This is a genomic window from Rhizobium sp. AP16 (genome assembly GCF_000281735.1).
GTDB lineage: Bacteria > Pseudomonadota > Alphaproteobacteria > Rhizobiales > Rhizobiaceae > Rhizobium > Rhizobium rhizogenes.
Genome location: NZ_AJVM01000081.1, coordinates 1 through 15,559 on the forward strand (window position 1 = coordinate 1; position 15,559 = coordinate 15,559).

The 15,559-nt window shown below is 60.9% G+C and carries 15 protein-coding genes and 1 pseudogene; 1 reads left to right on the forward strand and 15 read right to left on the reverse strand.

Annotated features, from left to right (window positions below; translation table 11 throughout):
• Positions 1-175: 175 nt before the first annotated feature.
• The 5 genes from PMI03_RS27960 to PMI03_RS27980 all read right to left on the reverse strand — a co-directional run bounded on the left by PMI03_RS27960 (position 176) and on the right by PMI03_RS27980 (position 5,695).
• Positions 176-1,219, reverse strand: coding sequence for a branched-chain amino acid ABC transporter permease (locus PMI03_RS27960; RefSeq protein WP_007702033.1), 1,044 nt, complete (start codon positions 1,217-1,219; stop codon positions 176-178).
• 2 nt (positions 1,220-1,221) lie between these two features.
• Complete coding sequence (locus PMI03_RS27965) at positions 1,222-2,118, reverse strand: branched-chain amino acid ABC transporter permease (RefSeq protein WP_007702037.1); 897 nt, start codon at positions 2,116-2,118, stop codon at positions 1,222-1,224.
• Positions 2,118-2,927 (reverse strand): ABC transporter ATP-binding protein, encoded by an 810-nt coding sequence (locus tag PMI03_RS27970; RefSeq protein ID WP_409033809.1) that lies wholly within the window; start codon positions 2,925-2,927, stop codon positions 2,118-2,120. The genes PMI03_RS27965 and PMI03_RS27970 overlap by 1 nt, the downstream gene beginning before the upstream one ends.
• 234 nt (positions 2,928-3,161) lie before the next feature.
• Positions 3,162-4,271: a dimethylsulfone monooxygenase SfnG gene (gene sfnG, locus PMI03_RS27975; protein WP_007702044.1), complete on the reverse strand. Its 1,110-nt coding sequence runs from the start codon at positions 4,269-4,271 to the stop codon at positions 3,162-3,164.
• Between the two features lie 428 nt (positions 4,272-4,699).
• Positions 4,700-5,695: an aldo/keto reductase gene (locus tag PMI03_RS27980; protein ID WP_007702046.1), complete on the reverse strand. Its 996-nt coding sequence runs from the start codon at positions 5,693-5,695 to the stop codon at positions 4,700-4,702.
• 244 nt (positions 5,696-5,939) lie between these two features.
• Here PMI03_RS27980 and PMI03_RS31940 point away from each other — a divergent pair.
• Positions 5,940-6,032, forward strand: a pseudogene (locus PMI03_RS31940) (IS6 family transposase); the annotation flags it as partial.
• A 42-nt stretch (positions 6,033-6,074) separates the two neighbouring features.
• Here PMI03_RS31940 and PMI03_RS27985 read toward each other — a convergent pair.
• The 10 genes from PMI03_RS27985 to PMI03_RS28030 form a co-directional block, all read right to left on the reverse strand.
• Complete coding sequence (locus PMI03_RS27985) at positions 6,075-7,154, reverse strand: ABC transporter ATP-binding protein (protein ID WP_007702049.1); 1,080 nt, start codon at positions 7,152-7,154, stop codon at positions 6,075-6,077.
• Positions 7,151-7,951, reverse strand: coding sequence for an ABC transporter permease (locus tag PMI03_RS27990; protein ID WP_007702050.1), 801 nt, complete (start codon positions 7,949-7,951; stop codon positions 7,151-7,153). The genes PMI03_RS27985 and PMI03_RS27990 overlap by 4 nt, the downstream gene beginning before the upstream one ends.
• 1 nt (position 7,952) lies before the next feature.
• Positions 7,953-8,825 (reverse strand): ABC transporter permease, encoded by an 873-nt coding sequence (locus PMI03_RS27995; RefSeq protein WP_007702052.1) that lies wholly within the window; start codon positions 8,823-8,825, stop codon positions 7,953-7,955.
• A 116-nt stretch (positions 8,826-8,941) separates the two neighbouring features.
• Positions 8,942-9,952: an ABC transporter substrate-binding protein gene (locus PMI03_RS28000; protein ID WP_007702053.1), complete on the reverse strand. Its 1,011-nt coding sequence runs from the start codon at positions 9,950-9,952 to the stop codon at positions 8,942-8,944.
• 39 nt (positions 9,953-9,991) lie between these two features.
• Entirely contained in the window at positions 9,992-10,324 is a 333-nt protein-coding gene (locus tag PMI03_RS28005; protein WP_007702054.1) for an NIPSNAP family protein, read from the reverse strand.
• Between the two features lie 5 nt (positions 10,325-10,329).
• Positions 10,330-11,793 (reverse strand): aldehyde dehydrogenase, encoded by a 1,464-nt coding sequence (locus PMI03_RS28010; RefSeq protein ID WP_007702055.1) that lies wholly within the window; start codon positions 11,791-11,793, stop codon positions 10,330-10,332.
• Between the two features lie 5 nt (positions 11,794-11,798).
• Positions 11,799-12,839, reverse strand: a complete 1,041-nt coding sequence (locus tag PMI03_RS28015; RefSeq protein ID WP_007702056.1) for an LLM class flavin-dependent oxidoreductase — start codon at positions 12,837-12,839, stop codon at positions 11,799-11,801.
• Positions 12,836-13,771 carry a flavin reductase family protein gene (locus tag PMI03_RS28020; RefSeq protein WP_007702057.1) on the reverse strand — a complete coding sequence of 312 codons (936 nt, stop codon included), beginning with the start codon at positions 13,769-13,771 and terminating at the stop codon, positions 12,836-12,838. The genes PMI03_RS28015 and PMI03_RS28020 overlap by 4 nt, the downstream gene beginning before the upstream one ends.
• Positions 13,768-14,613, reverse strand: coding sequence for an alpha/beta fold hydrolase (locus PMI03_RS28025; protein WP_007702060.1), 846 nt, complete (start codon positions 14,611-14,613; stop codon positions 13,768-13,770). The genes PMI03_RS28020 and PMI03_RS28025 overlap by 4 nt, the downstream gene beginning before the upstream one ends.
• Before the next feature lie 17 nt (positions 14,614-14,630).
• On the reverse strand, positions 14,631-15,233 hold the full coding sequence (locus tag PMI03_RS28030; protein WP_007702062.1) for an amino acid synthesis family protein: 603 nt from the start codon (positions 15,231-15,233) through the stop codon (positions 14,631-14,633).
• Positions 15,234-15,559 lie beyond the last annotated feature (326 nt).

A 15,559-nucleotide genomic window follows, 5' to 3' on the forward strand; every position in this document is an offset into this window, starting at 1 on the left:
CCGCCGGTATGGCGGCCGAGACGGCCAGACCGGCCGCGAAGACAGCGGCTTTGAGTTTCGCAAGCATGGTCATGTCTGGATACACTCCGGGTGTTGTCCGGTACGAAGACCGGATCTGGTTTGAATGAGTGAATGATGCGTTTGTTGGTCTTGGGAGCTTGCGCTCCAGCGTGACTCAGGCGGCTCTGCTGACGGCAGCGCCGAACCGCCTTCGGATCTTGCCCCAAAGCGAGGAAAGCCCGTCCGGTTCGAGGATCAGAAACAGAATGATGAGGGCGCCGAGCACGATGCGCTGGCTCATGTCGAGCACGCCGGAATCGAACAGGTCGCCAAGCAGGAAGGAACCAAGGCGGGAGAGGACGAGCGGGAAGACAACAATCAACGCCGCGCCGAAAAAGGCGCCGCGGGTCGAGGCAAGCCCGCCGATGATGATGATGAACAGGATCTGGAACGACCGGTCGAGATTGAAGCCGGCAGGCTCTACGGTCCGCAGATAGGCGAAGGCCCAGAGAACGCCCGCGACAGCAATGATGAAGGAGGAAATGGCAAAGGCCAGCAGCTTGGTCTTCAACACGGGCACGCCGATGATCCTCGCCGCCGTCTCGTTGTCCCGGACCGCGATGAAGTTGCGGCCGGTCTGCGATGTCGCCAGCCGATGGGCAAGGAAGGTCAACACGACGACGACCGTCAGTGAAAAGAGATAGCGCCCGACCGGACCTGTGAACTCCACGCCCGCCAGCGTCAAAGGCGGCGCGTCGATGACGCCGGAGGCCGAGTCGTTGGAAAACCAGCTGAACTTGGTCAGTGCCCATTGCACGAAGAACTGCGCGGCAAGCGTCGAAACGGCAAGATAGAAGCCTTTCAACCGGAGGCTCGGCAGGCCGAAGACAATGCCGACCGCCGCCGCGCAGAGACCAGCCAGCAGAATGCTGACGATCAGCGGCAGGCCGTCGACACGCAGATTGAAATTATAGGCGGCGAAAGCACCAACCGCCATGAAGGCGGCACTTCCGAGCGAGACCTGCCCGGCATAGCCGGTGAGCAAGTTCAAGCCGACGCCCGCCAGGCTGAGCGCCAGGAACGGTACGAGGATCGCCTCATAGAGATAGGTCGAGCCGATGAATGGGACGACGAGATAGGCAACCGCAATCACCGCTGCCGGCGCCAGCCAACGATAGGACGGCAGCGTGGAATGAAGATCGGCGGTGACGACGGCCATGGTCAGACCCTTTCCACGAGCTTTTGTCCGAAAAGACCGGAGGGGCGGATGAGCAGGAAGGCGAGCGCCACGACATAGGCAAACCAGCTTTCGATGCCGCCGCCGAAATATTCGCCGATATAGACTTCCGCGAGCTTCTCAGTCGCGCCGATCAGCAGGCCGCCGACGATCGCGCCCAGGATGGAATCGAAGCCGCCGAGCACGAGGACGGGAAGCGCTTTCAGCACCACCAGCGACAGCGAGAACTGTACGCCGAGCCGCGCGCCCCACAGCAGGCCCGCAACGAGCGCCACGATACCTGCGGCAGCCCAAACCGTCGCCCAGATCCAGGGCAGTTTCAGCCCGACCGCAAGAGCCGCGAACTGATCGTCCGCCACGGCCCTGAATGCCAGGCCGACACGCGTGTAGCGGAAAAAGACCGACAGCAGCGCCACCATTCCCGCGGCAACGGCGGCGGCGAACATGTCGAACTGGCTGATCAACACGCCGCCGACCTCGAAGGGTACATCCTCGATCCCAAGGTCAAGTCCATGCACCTGCGTGCCCCAGATCAATTGGGCAGCCCCCTCGATGATGTAGGAAAGTCCGAGCGTCGCCATGAACAACGTGATCGGCGGCTTGTTGGTCAGCGGGCGCAGCACGGTGCGTTCGATGGCGATGCCGATCAGCACCATGACTGCGAAGGTGATGGCGAAGGCCAATGCGAAGGGCACGCCGCGTTCGACAAGGCTGACGAAGGTCAGCGCCGCAAACAGCAGCATCGACCCCTGGGCAAAATTCAGTACGCCCGAGGTCTTGTAGATCAGCACGAATCCGATCGCGACGAGCGAATACATGACACCGGACAGCAAGCCGCCAACCAGCACCTCGATGAAAAACGACCAGTCGAAATCCGCCATCATATGCCCTCCCCGTCTTCGTTTTCCGGCGCAACGCCGAGATAGGCATCGATGACGCGCTGATCGGCGCGGATCTCGTCCGGCGTTCCCTCAGCGATCTTGCGGCCGTAATCCAGGACCGCGATCCGGTCGGAAAGCTGCATGACCACGCCGATATCGTGCTCGATGAGGATCACAGTCGTTTCATATTGATCGCGGGCGGCCCGGATGAAGTCCGCCATGTCGCTCTTCTCCGTCGCCGTCATGCCTGCCATCGGCTCGTCCAGCAGCAGGATCTTCGGGGCGGCTACGAGGGCGCGGGCAAGCTCGACGCGCTTTTGCAAACCATAGGGCAGCGTTCCCGCCAGCCGGTTACCGACATGGTCGAGATGGAGGAATTCAAGGATGCGAATTGCGCGCTCGCGCGTATCCGCCTCTTCCCGACGGGCACGGGGAAGACCCAGAACCTGTTCGGCAAAAGTCGAGCGCACCCGATGCGCAAGACCAGCGACAACATTGTCGATAACGCTCAATCCCTTGAACAGGGCCAGGTTCTGGAAGGTTCGGCTCACGCCGAGGGATGCCAGCCTTTCGGTCGGCACATGTCGATACGAGGTGGAGCCGATGCGTACATGACCCCGGTCGGAGCGATAGACGCCGCTGATGACGTTGATCAGCGAGCTCTTGCCGGCGCCGTTCGGCCCGATGACCGCACGGATCTCGCCGGGCTTGACCGACAGATCGACGTCGATGAGAGCCGCGACACCGCCAAACGACAGGCTGATGCCGTGCAATGCGAGGCCGCTGGTATCGTCGGACGCGTTCTGCACGCTCTTTTCATCTACAGACGAAGAGGAGCTGCGGCCGATCTGTTCGACAGCATCCTCCCGCGAAGCGCCGGTCGGCAGCGCGTCGAAGGAATAATTTGCGGCGGGCACTGGCTGTCCTCCATACGGCTTTCGGGTGTCGCGCAAACCAGCGCGCAGTTTCCCCGTTGCGTGGACCGCTTCCGGTCCACGCTCTCATGATCAGTCTCTTGCGAGAGATAAGGGGCTGGCTGGCCTCTACTCGGCCGCCACCGCCTGCGCGCTAGCGGCTTCTTCGAGTTCACGAACCAGCGGGATCACATGCTTGCCGAAATATTCGACCTCTTCCTGGAAATGCAGGAAGCCGAGCAGGATCAGGTCCGCGCCTGCCCGCTTCAGCTCCACGACCCGCTCCGCGACCTGTTGCGGCGTGCCGATGAGGTTTGAGCGGAAGCCGTCATTGTACTGAACGAGATCCTCGAAGGAGGATTTTGCCCAGTTGCCCTCGCCTTCCGGCGATGCCTTGCCGGCATTCTTCACCTCATGACCGAAGGCCTTCACCGCATCCGGATTGGCCTTCTCGATGATCTCGGCAAGAACGGCCTTGGCTTCCTCTTCCGTCTCGCGGACGATGGCAAAGGCATTAACCCCGACACGGACGGAATGACCGTTCTCACGCGCCTTCGACTTGAGGTCGTCGACCTGCTTGCGGATTTCGGCAGGCGTATTGCCGTTGGTGAAATACCAGTCGGATACGCGCGCCGCCATGTCGCGGGCAGCCCGCGAAGAGCCGCCCTGGAAGATTTCCGGCTGCGGATCGATCGGCTTCGGCTTCAGCGAATATTCGTTGAAGCGATAGAAGTCGCCGCGGAAGGTATAGTTGTCTTCCGTCCAGATGCCGCGAAGTGCCCGGATGAATTCTTCCGAGCGGCGATAGCGCTCGTCATGGTCGAGCCAATGTTCGCCGATTGCCGCAAACTCGCCGCGGAACCAGCCACTGACAATGTTGACGGCGACGCGCCCGTTGGTCAGATGATTGATCGTCGCGATCTGCTTGGCCGCAAGGGCCGGGTTCCACGGTCCGGGAAGAAGCGCCGCGATGACTTTAAGTGTGGTCGTCGATTCCAGCAGCGCATGGCTGAAGGCAACCGATTCATGCTGGAATTCCGCGCCGTAGCCGGCGGTGAAGCGGATCTGGCTTAGCGCATATTCGAAACCGCTGGCTTCTGCGATCTGCGCGAGCTTTCTGTTATACTCGATCGTCCAGCTCGTACGCTGCTCAATATTCGAGATCACCAGGCCACCCGAGACATTCGGCACCCAGTAGGCAAATTTGACCGCTTCGTTGGCGATGTTGGACAATGTCATTCCCGTCTCCTGCTCTCCAAATTATTCTAATACCCTATAGATTTAGTGGTATTTTGAAAGGCAAAGACGTACCAATGTTGGACGCGCAAGAGATCGATCGAATACATCGACGGCGTCTTCAGCGGAATAATTTGCTCAATGAAGAGAGAAGTCTGCTTATGCAGACTAGCTAAAGCGACATTTCTTGTCTTTCTGAGGACGACGGATACCTTTCTCCGTCGACTGAATCGAAGCCGGTTTACAGCCCACTGGATCCGGGGCGCTCGGGAAGCCATTAAAGACGCCAGCGCCAGCCTGCTCCACTTCCAAGCCACTGGCTATGGAGCATTCTGGTCCACAATCACCGTATCGACCACGACCTAAACCGACCTCATCGTGACCGGCCCAAGTTAAGACAGGGCTACCACGTTCAAGGGAAGTGATCGTCCCTAGAGGCCGACGAGGGCTGCGTCGATACCATCCATGGCCTCCTGCGGCAGAGGACCTTTCTGCAATGCCCCGGCATTTTCTTCCACCTGGGCGACGGTCCGGAAGCCCGGTATCGGCAGTGTGCGGCTGGAGCGCGCCCAGAGCCAGGCAAGTGCGCCCTGCGTCAACGTACGCCCATCCGCCGTCAGCAGGTTGCGCACCGCATCCAGCCGCGCCGCAAATTCCGGCGCGATCTTGCCATCCTTGAAATAGACCATCCAATCGAGGCTCGCGCCGCGTACATCCTTTGCGCCGACGGTTTTTTCAGTCGTGAATTTGCCGGTGAGAAGTCCCATGGCCAGCGGGCCGCGATTGATAGAGATCAGGCCGTTCTTTTCGATCACGTCGATCATGTCAGGAACCGGCTCGAAGACGTTCATCGTGTGCTGGACGGAGACGAAACCCGTCCGCGCGGCATGCCTGGCCGCGCGATCGGAGTGATCGGTGCTCCAACCGAACGCATCGATCTTGCCTTCGGCTTTCAAGGCCTCAAGCGTTTCGAAGACTTCGTCGGAGGCCTCCAGCGGAAAGTCGTTCAGGTGAAACTGCAGCAGATCCAGCCGCTCGCGCTTCAGCCGCTTCAGTGACGTCTCGGCGGATCGACGAATGAAGGCAGGATCGGCGAAGGCACCCGTCGCCTGCTTGCTTTCCTCGTCGGTTGCGAAACCGAACTTCGTAGCGATGACAATATCGTCGCGATTGCCAATTGCGCGGCCAACGACCTTCTCGGAATGTCCCGCCCCGTAGTTAGAAGCCGTATCGAAGAAACGGATGCCGAGATCGACAGCGCGATGGATGGCGCGGATCGATTCATCGTCGTCGACCTCTCCCCAGCCAAGCGGCACGTCGCCCGCGTAGAACGGGCCGCCTATCGCCCAGCAGCCCATGCCGAGCCGCGGAATCTCGCGCCCATTCCAAAGACTGATCGTCGTCGCCTTATCGGGTTTCGTCAGCATCGCATCCTCCTCGATTGTCCAGTGTTGGAAACGAGATAGGAATGATCGAGTAGACTGTAAACCGCCAAATTCGCGGCATATTTTTCACCGGTGAAAAACAGCCCTTCGGACGAAGACCTGCCTCCGGAAAGTGGCAATGCCGCAGGGCTGGTAGACTTGGCCGTGGAGGGAGAGCTTGTCAGTTGGCAAGCACCCGACAAATGGCATCTCGACGAAATGGTCGTTGTTATCAAGGACGGAAAATAGGCAAACCATGCTCGGCGTTGAGCATCCTTCGCATCAGGGCCTGAATAACCGTGTGGAGAATTCGCATCTGGCTATTCGACGACGAGAACGAGGCATAGCCATCCTGTGCCCGGCCGAACTTAAGGCGACACCGTCAGCAGAACACATGTGCGGCATCCGGGTCGAATTCGAGATGCACATGGTCGCCACGGCTCAAGCCCGAAATCGCCTCGTGACCGAACGGCAATCGCACGGACAGGGCTTCTCCGGTCGCCGTCTCCGTCGCCACATGGACATTGTTGCCGAGAAAGGTGATGTCGCTGACCGTCGCGCTGAAGCCATCATTCGTGCCGTTGCCGCGCCCCAGCCGGATCCGCTCCGGCCGCAGCATCAGAGCCGCCTTGCCGGCGGAGGGCGCCATGCCATGGACGGGGATCCGCTCAAAAACCGTCTTGCCGCCGAGCGAGATCGTCGCCTGACCATTGCTGGACGACAGGAGGTCACAGGAGATGAAGTCGCTGTCGCCGATGAACTCGGCGACGAAGCGGGTGCGCGGATTGGCGTAAAGCTCCGGCCCGGTGCCGATCTGGTCGATGATGCCCTTGGAGAAAACGGCGATACGATCGGAAAGCCGCAACGCCTCTTCCTGGTCATGGGTCACGTAGAGGATCGTCACCTCGGTCTGCTGGTGGATGCGGCGTATCTCGTGCTGGATTTCCTCGCGCAGCTTCTTGTCGAGCGCCGACAGCGGCTCGTCCATCAAAAGCACCGGCGGGTCGTAGGACAACGCCCTGGCAAGCGCGACGCGCTGCTGTTGGCCGCCCGACATCTGCGCAGGTTTGCGATCCTCGAAGCCTTCGAGCCTGACGAGCCGCAGCATCTCCTTCACCTTGGCATCGACCTCGGCCTTGGACTTTCGCCGCACCTTCAGGGGAAAGGCAATATTCTCGCCGACGGTCAGATGCGGAAACAGGGTGTAACGCTGGAAGACCATGCCGATATTGCGCTTGTGCGACGGGGTCGCCAACAGGGTCTGCCCATCGAGGGTGATGTCGCCCCTGGTCGGATTTTCGAAGCCCGCCAATATGTAGAGCGTCGTGCTCTTGCCCGAGCCGGATGGACCGAGAAAGGTCAGGAACTCGCCGCGCCGAACCTCGAGATTGACATCGTGCACGGCGACGACAGGACCGTACTCCTTGCGGATGCCTTTAATTTCCAGGAAGGGTTCGCTCATGATTTCAGTACCTTGCGTGCGATCGCGACAAGCGCCATCAACGTGATCGTCAAAAGGATGAGAAGGGACGAGGCGGCCGCCACGACCGGCGTCAGATCTTGCCGCAGCGTCGCCCAGACTTTCACCGGCAACGTCTGCAGCGTCGGGCTCGCCATGAAGATCGCCACCACCACCTCGTCCCAGGAGGTCAGAAACGAGAAGACCGCGGCTGAAAACAGCCCATGGCTGATCGCCGGTAGCGTCACCCTGATCTTCGCCTCAAGCGGTGAAGCACCGCACAGCACCGCCGCATCCTCGATGGATTTATCGAAGCCCTCAAGCGCGTTGGAAATGGAGAGAATGGAGAAGGGCAGCGCCAGAACGAGATGGGAAATGATAAAGCCCGCCAAGGTGCCGCCGAGGCCGATTCTCAGGAAAAAGGCATAGAGCGCCACAGCGAGCACGACGACGGGCAGGATCATCGGTGTCAGGAAGAGCGCTTTCAGCGTATTGCGGAACAGGAAGGTGCCACGCACCAGCCCGAAGGAGGTCACGAGCCCGAGCAGCACGGAGAGGACCGTGACGATCGAGGCGATCTTGAAGCTTGTCCAGGCCGATGCCAGCCATTGGGGATCGGAGAAAAGCTCGCCATACCATTTCAGCGTCCAGCCAGGAGGCGGAAAGATCAGCCATTGCGACGACCCAAAGGACAGCGCCGCAATGAAGACGATCGGCAGCAGCAGAAAGGCCGCCGTCAGGAGGGTTATTGCCAGAAGTGCATATTTCCACCAGCCGAGACGGTCGAAATTGAGCAGCATGTCAGCGTCCTCCCGTGCTCTGCACGCCGAACAGCCGTAGTTGCACCGCATAGAGCGAAAGCGTGACGACGAGGAGAACAAGGGCCGCGGCCCCGCCCATGCCCCAATTGACCAGGGACTGCACGAACTGGGCGATCAATTCCGCCAGCATCATGTTCGCCGTGCCGCCGAGAAGAGACGGGGTGACATAGTAGCCAAGCGACATGACGAAGACCATCAGCGCGCCCGCCACCATGCCCGGCGCGGCCAAGGGCAGGAGAACACGGGTCAGGCACTGCCAGCGGCTCGCGCCGCAAAGTGCCGCCGCCTGCAGGATGGCCGGATCGATCTTGCGGATGACGCCATAGAGCGGCAGGATGATGAAGGGCAGCATGATATAAGTCATGCCGATGGTCACACCGGTCAGGTTGTTGACCAGCGCCAGCGGCTTGTCGATCAGCCCCGTTGCCATCAGCATCTTGTTGATCAGCCCGGTGCGTTGCAGCAGCACCATCCAGGCATAGGTCCGGGCGAGCAGGTTGGTCCACATCGACAGAAGCAGGACCGCAAAAATCAATGAGGCCAGCCTCGTCGGCATGATCGCCAGCGTCCAGGCGACGGGAAAGCCGATCAGCAGCGAGATGACGGTGACAAGACCGGAGACGATGAAGGTGTTGGCAAATATCTTGAGATAGGTCGCCGAGCCCAGCAGTTCGGCATAATTGCCGAAGCCCGGAGCCGGTTCCATCACGCTGCGCAGCAGAAGGGCGATGACCGGAACGACAAAGAAAATGGCAACGAAGATCAGCGCCGGCATGACTCCGCCGAAGCCATTGGGTCTAGCTGCCCTCGACGCGGGCGCGCTCTCGCTGGCGACGTCAATATATGTCGACATGGCATTCCTTTCCCGCCTCAGGCGCAGATGAACGGCCGGCTCCCATCCAAGCGCCGGACCTGCTCTCCTGCTCCGCGGGCCAGATGCCCGCGGCGCTCCTTCGGATGTCCTTCAGCCTATTGGGCCTGCCAGGCATACCACCGCTTGCCGATGGCATCACGGTTTTCGGCCCAATATGACATGTCGGCATTGACCTGGCTGGCCGTCTGCTGATCCGGAAGGGTCTTAGCCGTTGCCGGATCCATCAGCCTTGCCGACTCGATGTTAACAGGCGCATAGCCAGTCGCCTTTGCCAGATCGGCCTGCGGCTGGGCAGAGGCTGCCAGAGCGATGAACTTCATCGCCGCTTCGAGGTTCGGCGCGCCCTTGGGCACGACGAGTGAATCGGCGGCGGTGATGTTCTGGTTCCAGGACGTGTCCGTTTTGACGCCGCTGGCGGCAAGCGCGGTCATGCGGCCGTTCCAGATGCTGCCGAATGGGGCCTCGGCCGATGCAAGAAGCTGTTGCGACTGCGCGCCGCTCGACCACCAGACGATGTCCGACTTGATCGTATCCAGCTTCTTGAACGCCCGCTCGAGATCGAGCGGATAGAGCTTGTCGGCGGGAACGCCGTCTGCCAGCAGCGCCGCCTCGATCACGCCTGGCGCCGACCACTTATAGAACGTGCGCTTGCCGGGAAACTTCGCCGTGTCGAACAGATCGGCCCATGTCTTCGGGCAGGCGCTGACCGCATCGGCATTGCAGCCGATGACGAAGGAATAATAGAAGCTGCCGACCGAATAGTCCGTAACGAAACGCGGATCGAGCTTGGACTTGTCGATGACGGAGAAGTCGAGCTTTTCGAGGAGCCCGGTCTTGCCCGCCTGCGCGGCATAGTCACCCTCGACGTCGACGACGTCCCAGGTCACCTGGCCTGCCTCGACCATGGCCTTCAGCTTGCCGTAGTCGGTCGGACCGTCCTGCGCGACGGCGATGCCGGTCTTGTCGGTGAACGGGTTCACCCAGGCGGCCTTCTGCGCGTCCTGTGTCGTCCCTCCCCAGCTCGTGAAGACGAGCGTGTCGGCCTTGGCGGCCCCGGACACTGCTATTACTGCGGCAAAGGCCGCGAGTGCAATTCTTGCTTTCATGTTCCCTTGTCCTTGTTTTTAATGTCTTGCAGGCATGCCTTATGCGGCGGGCGAGACGATCCCTTGAGGGGAGAAACTAGCCGGCTTCATAATCTTGTTCTCGGCCACTTCGATCAGATCGCGGATTTTCGGCAGGAAGGCCCGCCATTGCGGATCGGCAGCCAGTCTCTGCCGCCGCGCCTCGCGATCGTCGAGGCTCGTAAAGGCCCAGATATGAACGATCTCGTTGATGGTCCCGATCTCGGAAAAGAAATAGCCGACCAGATTGCCGAGATGGGCTTTCTGGATAGCGATCCCCTCCTCCTCGACGACCTTCAGATATTGCGGGATCGTACCGTTCTTCAGCCGGTAGGTTCGGATTTCGTAAAACATCGGCGTCACCTCATCACGAACGGATCGGGGATCAGATCGTCGGACGTTCTGAGCCAGATCGTCTTCGTGCGGGTATAATCCAGGGCCGCCGCCAGCCCGCCTTCCCGGCCATGACCGGACAAGCCAAAGCCGCCAAAAGGCGCGATCGGCGACACCGCGCGGTAGGTATTGACCCAGACGATACCGGCGCGCAGGCCTTTCATCAGGCGATGGGCGCGCGTGAGGTTCTGGGTGAAGACGCCGGAGGCAAGGCCATAACCGGTGTCGTTGGCGAGCCTCAGCGCTTCAGCTTCCGTCTCGAACGAAACGACCGACAGGACGGGGCCAAAGAACTCCTCGGCGAGCGACGGCGAGGCAACGCCGTCGCAGTCAAGAATTGTCGGCGGGAAGTAAAATCCGTCGCCGTCCGGCCGCCGGCCGCCCGTGACAAGACGGGCGCCGCTCTCAACGGACCTGTCGACGAGGGCCGCGACATGATCCTGCTGGCGCTTCGTTGCGAGCGGGCCGACTTCGGTCGCCATGTCCGAAGGGATGCCAATCCGGATCGCTTCCGCCTTTGCCTTCAGCATGGCTAAGAACTTGCCCTTGACGTTCCGCTCGACAATCAGCCGCGAACCGGCCACGCAGCTCTGGCCGGTCGCGGCGAAGATGCCAGCAACCTGCGCGTTGGCCGCACTTTCGAGATCGGCATCGGCAAAGACGATGAAGGGCGACTTGCCGCCGAGTTCGAGCGAAGTGGAGGCAAGGTTTTCCGCCGAATTGCGTACGACATGACGCGCCGTTTCCGGCCCGCCCGTGAAGGCGATATGCGCCACTTTCGGATGCCGGCTGAGGGCAGAACCGCAGGATGGACCGAAACCGGTGATGATGTTAACGACGCCGGCGGGAAAGCCTGCCTCATGAACGAGGCGGGCGAACTCCAGAAGCGGTGCAGGCCCATCCTCGGACGCCTTGACGACCATGGTGCAGCCGGCCGCCAGCGCCGGACCGATCTTGACGGCGGAGAGAAACAACTGGCTGTTCCAGGGCACGACCATGGCAACGACGCCGATGGGTTCGCGCCGCAGCCAGACGTCCATATCCTGCTTGTCGATGGGGAGGTATGCCCCTTCGATCTTGTCGGAAAGGCCGGCATAATAGCGGTAATAGTCGGCGACATAAGCGATCTGTGCTGACGTCTCGCGGATGATCTTGCCGGTGTCGCGGGTCTCCAGCTCGGCAAGCTTTTGAGCATTGGCCGCAACCAGATCCGCAAGCTTGTAGAGGAGCTTGCCGCGCTGCGTGGCCGTCAGCTTCGACCAGGGGCCGTCATAGAGCGCCGTTTCAGCGGCGCTGACCGCGCGATCGACGTCGCTCTCGCGCGCTTCCGGCATCTCGGCCCAGATCTTGCCGGTCGCCGGATCGATGCTCGGGAATCGAGCCTCTCCGTCCACAAATTCGCCGTCGATATAAGACTGGAAACGCTGCATGGGCTTTACTCCGCAAATACCGGCATGACCTCGGCGATGAAGCGCTCCAGCGAGGCTTTCTTTCGCTCGAAGGACATGCCCGTGTCGATCCAGAAGGAATACTCGTCATACCCGAGGGCTTCATAAGCCTTGAGGCGGGCAATGACGGTCTCGGCGTTGCCGACGACGTTGTTGCTGCGCATGACCGCATCGGAGAGCATCGCGTTCGCGCTGATCTCCTCTTCGGGGATCCGCTCGATCAGGCCCTGCTTGACGGGCTTCTCGTTCTTGAACCAGGCGAAGAAGTAATTGTAGTAAACGCTCAGTTCGTGCGCGGCCTGTGCGATGTCTGCTTCCGAAGAGCCGACATAGGTGTGGCGCAGCAGCATGATTTTCGGCCGCTCGATCTCCGGATGCTTGGCGCAGGCATCGTTGAAGCGTCCCATCAGCCCTTCGACCTCGTCATCACCCTGCCAGAGCGGCGTCACCTGGACATTGCAGCCATTGGCAACGGCGAACTCGTGCGAATTCGGATCGCGCGCGGCCACCCAGATCGGCGGGTTCGGCTCCTGCAGTGGCTTCGGCGCCGATGTGGTCGAGGGGAATTTGAAGAACTCGCCGTCATGGGCGTAGTCGCCCTTCCAGATACCCTTGACCGCCGGGATGAGCTCGCGCATCCGCTGGCCGGCGCCCCAGGCATCGAGCCCCGGCAACAGGCGTTCGTATTCGAAGGAATAGGCGCCCCGCGCAATGCCGATATCGAGCCTGCCGTCGCAGATGATGTCGGCCATGGCCGCCTCGCCCGCGAGCTTGATCGGATGCCAGAACGGCGCGATCACCGTTCCCGTCCCAAGCCTTGCCCGCGATGTCCGGCGCGCCAGATCCGCGATGGTCACGAAGGGATTGGGGGCGATGGTAAAATCCATGCCGTGATGCTCGCCCGTCCAGATCGCGTGCATGCCGCCCTTGTCGGCGATTTCGCAGAGCGCGACGAACTCCTCGTAGAGGCTCTTGTGGCTCTGGCCGGCGTCGAGACGTTCCATGTGAACGAAGAGAGAGAATTTCATGGCCGTGCCGCCTTTGCTGGAACCGGGCGGACCGTGCCGACGGTCTCGTCGCCGAAATAAACGCCGAAATTGCCGATCTGACTCTCAACCGCGAAACGCGCGACGATATCGGCTGTCGAACTCGTCTTGAAACGGACCTTGATCAAGGTGTCTGGCTTCAGGAACCGGCCATTACGTGGCTCGCCATCGGACGCGAAGGCACGATAGACGATGTGCTGCTTTCCGTCGCTCTTGCCCTCATAGACCGAATAGAGAAAGCCGATCGTCACTGAGAGACCGGTAAGCTCTTCCAGATAGTCCCGCAGGAGGTCAGCCGGGCTGCCGTCCTTGCCGTCACAACCCGGCAGGGAAAGAACGTCATCGCCGAGGAGAAGCACTTCGCCATGGCGCTCCAGAACCGCACCCAGTTCGATATGGCCTTCCGCCGCCGCTGAGACGGCCTTGCTGGCAAGGATCGGCGTGAAATAACCGCCGCGGGCATAGCCCAATCCGTTGCGACCGCTGTTCTCGAAAGAGGCGATCCGCCCCATCAGAATAACGTGATCACCGGCTTCGATGACTTGCTCCAGAGTGCATTCGAACCAGGCCGCGACATCGGCCAGGATCGGACAGCCAGCAGAGCCCGACGCCCACTCCACGGTTGCGAACCTGTCTTCGACCGGCCGCGCGAAGGTGTTGGATATATGCTTTTGCGTCTCCGACAACACGTTGATCGCAAAGGAGGTAGCGCTCGTCATGGCCGTGAAGTTGCGCGATGTCTTAGCCAGGCAGACCAGTAGAAGCGGCGGATCGAGCGACACCGAGGTAAACGAATTTGCCGTAAAGCCGATCGGTACGCCGGCCTGATCGCGCGTGGTCACCACCGTGACCCCGGTCGGAAAGGCACCGAAAGCATCGCGCAGCGCTCTGGGATCCAACTGCTCTATCGTCATCCTGCATCCTCCCCGCTCAAGAGCCACTCGGCGAGCAACTCGTTGACGATCTCCGGCGCCGTCAAGTTCACCATATGGCGATGGCCCTCGACGATCCTTGCCCAGCCTTTCGGCGTAATGGACGCCATCTGCTCGGCCATTTGCGGCGTCGAATTGGGATCGTCCGAGCCGGTCAGGAACAGAGCCGGCACACGCACCTCCGGCCAGCGATCCGCATAGGTCTCGTCACCACCGGCAAAGGCGGCATAGGCCGTCGCATAGCCTTGCGGATCGACGAGGCTTAGCCAGTTGCGCGTCAAGTCTCGCGCAACCGCACTTTGTCTGTCATTGCCGAACCACCTCAAGAGTGGCCCCTCCTTGTCGACGCCCGTCAGCGGAATTGCCGCCGCACGCGCAAGAACCGCCGCCTTCGCTTCGGGATCGCGGCGGTAGACGCCATTCAAATAGGCAACACGCTTGATACGGAGGCCGAACGTGGCAGCACTTCCGCCGACCACTAATGCACCCATCGAATGCCCGGCAACATTTGCGCCGTCGAGTGCCATTTCATCCAGGAAACCGCCGAACCAATCGACAAACGCCTCGAGGGGGCTAACAGCCGGCAACTTGCTGCTTTCGCCGTGTCCGGGCATATCGACGGCGATGACGCGATGCGTCCGCGCGAAGGCTGATATCTGCGGCGCCCAGGCTTCAAGACGCATACCGACGCCATGGATGAGAACCAGCGGCTCGCCGCTGCCGACCTCATGATAGGCCGTACCACTTGCCGTCCTGCTGCGGGGCAGGCCCTTCGCCGCGGCTTCGTCGGCATTGTGTTGCGCGATGGTTTCCACTGTCGACATCCCGGCGCCCAAATCCTTCAAACGCCAGCGGGATTGGCGACGTCCTGTCCCAAGTCCCTCAGATCCTGATATCGGTCGCCGATGCGGTGATGCGGCCGGCCTCCGACTGAAGCGCCCAGCGCCACAACGATCTCGTCGGCGGCCGGAGCATCGGGAATGGACGTCTGGATCGTCAGGTAATGCGAGCGACGACCCTCGTCGTTCTTGTCCATCAGCGGGATCATGATCGGAGCACTGGCCGGGCCGCGCGTATTGCTGAAGGCGAGGTACGACTTGGCGCCGACCGCCTGGCGATAGTGATTGCCGAAGCGGAGCGTATGGATGAGCGCCGAGGCATGTTCGATCTCGCCGTCGACACCGACGACTGCCGCCTTGCCGTAGCCTTCGACCGCTTCGCCAGAGCCAACCGCCTCAATGATCATCTTCGTCAGCAGTTCGCCAAGAACCGGGGCGACCGCGTGGATCTCGGGCTTCAGGTCTTCGACAAAACCGCGACCCGTCCAGGGATTTTTAACCACCGCCAACGCGGAAAACAGCTTCAGCGGAACGGCCGCCGCCTTCCCGCCCTCAATCAGCGTCGTTTCGATCTGCAGCACGGTCTTTCGGATTTGAAGGGTCATGGCTATCTCGCTTTCGATATTACATATGATGGTATGCCATCATACAAAACTGTCAAGCAGCTTTCTGCGGATCGCGAAAAATCCGCGACAACCTTTCGATAAATCCAACGATAACAACAAATTGATGCCTAAACAGACCTAACCGCCCGCTCTCAAGCGAGGGCATGGCCCACGGCGACATCCCAGTTTATCGACGTTCCATTTTGGTATTCTTGATTATGGCATACCGTCACATTGAACAAAGTGCGGTGTCAAGCTGGCAGAGCGTTTTCAGGCGCAATTTCGCGCGACAACAAGCCAGCTAGCGAAGCCGACCCACTTTTCAT

Excerpts from the sequence above, each read along its gene's own strand:
- PMI03_RS27960 (WP_007702033.1), bottom strand. The coding sequence starts at position 1,219 with ATGGCCGTCGTCACCGCCGATCTTCATTCCACGCTGCCGTCCTATCGT.
- PMI03_RS27965 (WP_007702037.1), bottom strand. The coding sequence starts at position 2,118 with ATGGCGGATTTCGACTGGTCGTTTTTCATCGAGGTGCTGGTTGGCGGC.
- sfnG (WP_007702044.1), bottom strand. The coding sequence starts at position 4,271 with ATGACATTGTCCAACATCGCCAACGAAGCGGTCAAATTTGCCTACTGG.
- PMI03_RS27980 (WP_007702046.1), bottom strand. The coding sequence starts at position 5,695 with ATGCTGACGAAACCCGATAAGGCGACGACGATCAGTCTTTGGAATGGG.
- PMI03_RS27985 (WP_007702049.1), bottom strand. The coding sequence starts at position 7,154 with ATGAGCGAACCCTTCCTGGAAATTAAAGGCATCCGCAAGGAGTACGGT.
- PMI03_RS27990 (WP_007702050.1), bottom strand. The coding sequence starts at position 7,951 with ATGCTGCTCAATTTCGACCGTCTCGGCTGGTGGAAATATGCACTTCTG.
- PMI03_RS27995 (WP_007702052.1), bottom strand. The coding sequence starts at position 8,825 with ATGTCGACATATATTGACGTCGCCAGCGAGAGCGCGCCCGCGTCGAGG.
- PMI03_RS28000 (WP_007702053.1), bottom strand. The coding sequence starts at position 9,952 with ATGAAAGCAAGAATTGCACTCGCGGCCTTTGCCGCAGTAATAGCAGTG.
- PMI03_RS28005 (WP_007702054.1), bottom strand. The coding sequence starts at position 10,324 with ATGTTTTACGAAATCCGAACCTACCGGCTGAAGAACGGTACGATCCCG.
- PMI03_RS28010 (WP_007702055.1), bottom strand. The coding sequence starts at position 11,793 with ATGCAGCGTTTCCAGTCTTATATCGACGGCGAATTTGTGGACGGAGAG.
- PMI03_RS28015 (WP_007702056.1), bottom strand. The coding sequence starts at position 12,839 with ATGAAATTCTCTCTCTTCGTTCACATGGAACGTCTCGACGCCGGCCAG.
- PMI03_RS28020 (WP_007702057.1), bottom strand. The coding sequence starts at position 13,771 with ATGACGATAGAGCAGTTGGATCCCAGAGCGCTGCGCGATGCTTTCGGT.
- PMI03_RS28025 (WP_007702060.1), bottom strand. The coding sequence starts at position 14,613 with ATGTCGACAGTGGAAACCATCGCGCAACACAATGCCGACGAAGCCGCG.
- PMI03_RS28030 (WP_007702062.1), bottom strand. The coding sequence starts at position 15,233 with ATGACCCTTCAAATCCGAAAGACCGTGCTGCAGATCGAAACGACGCTG.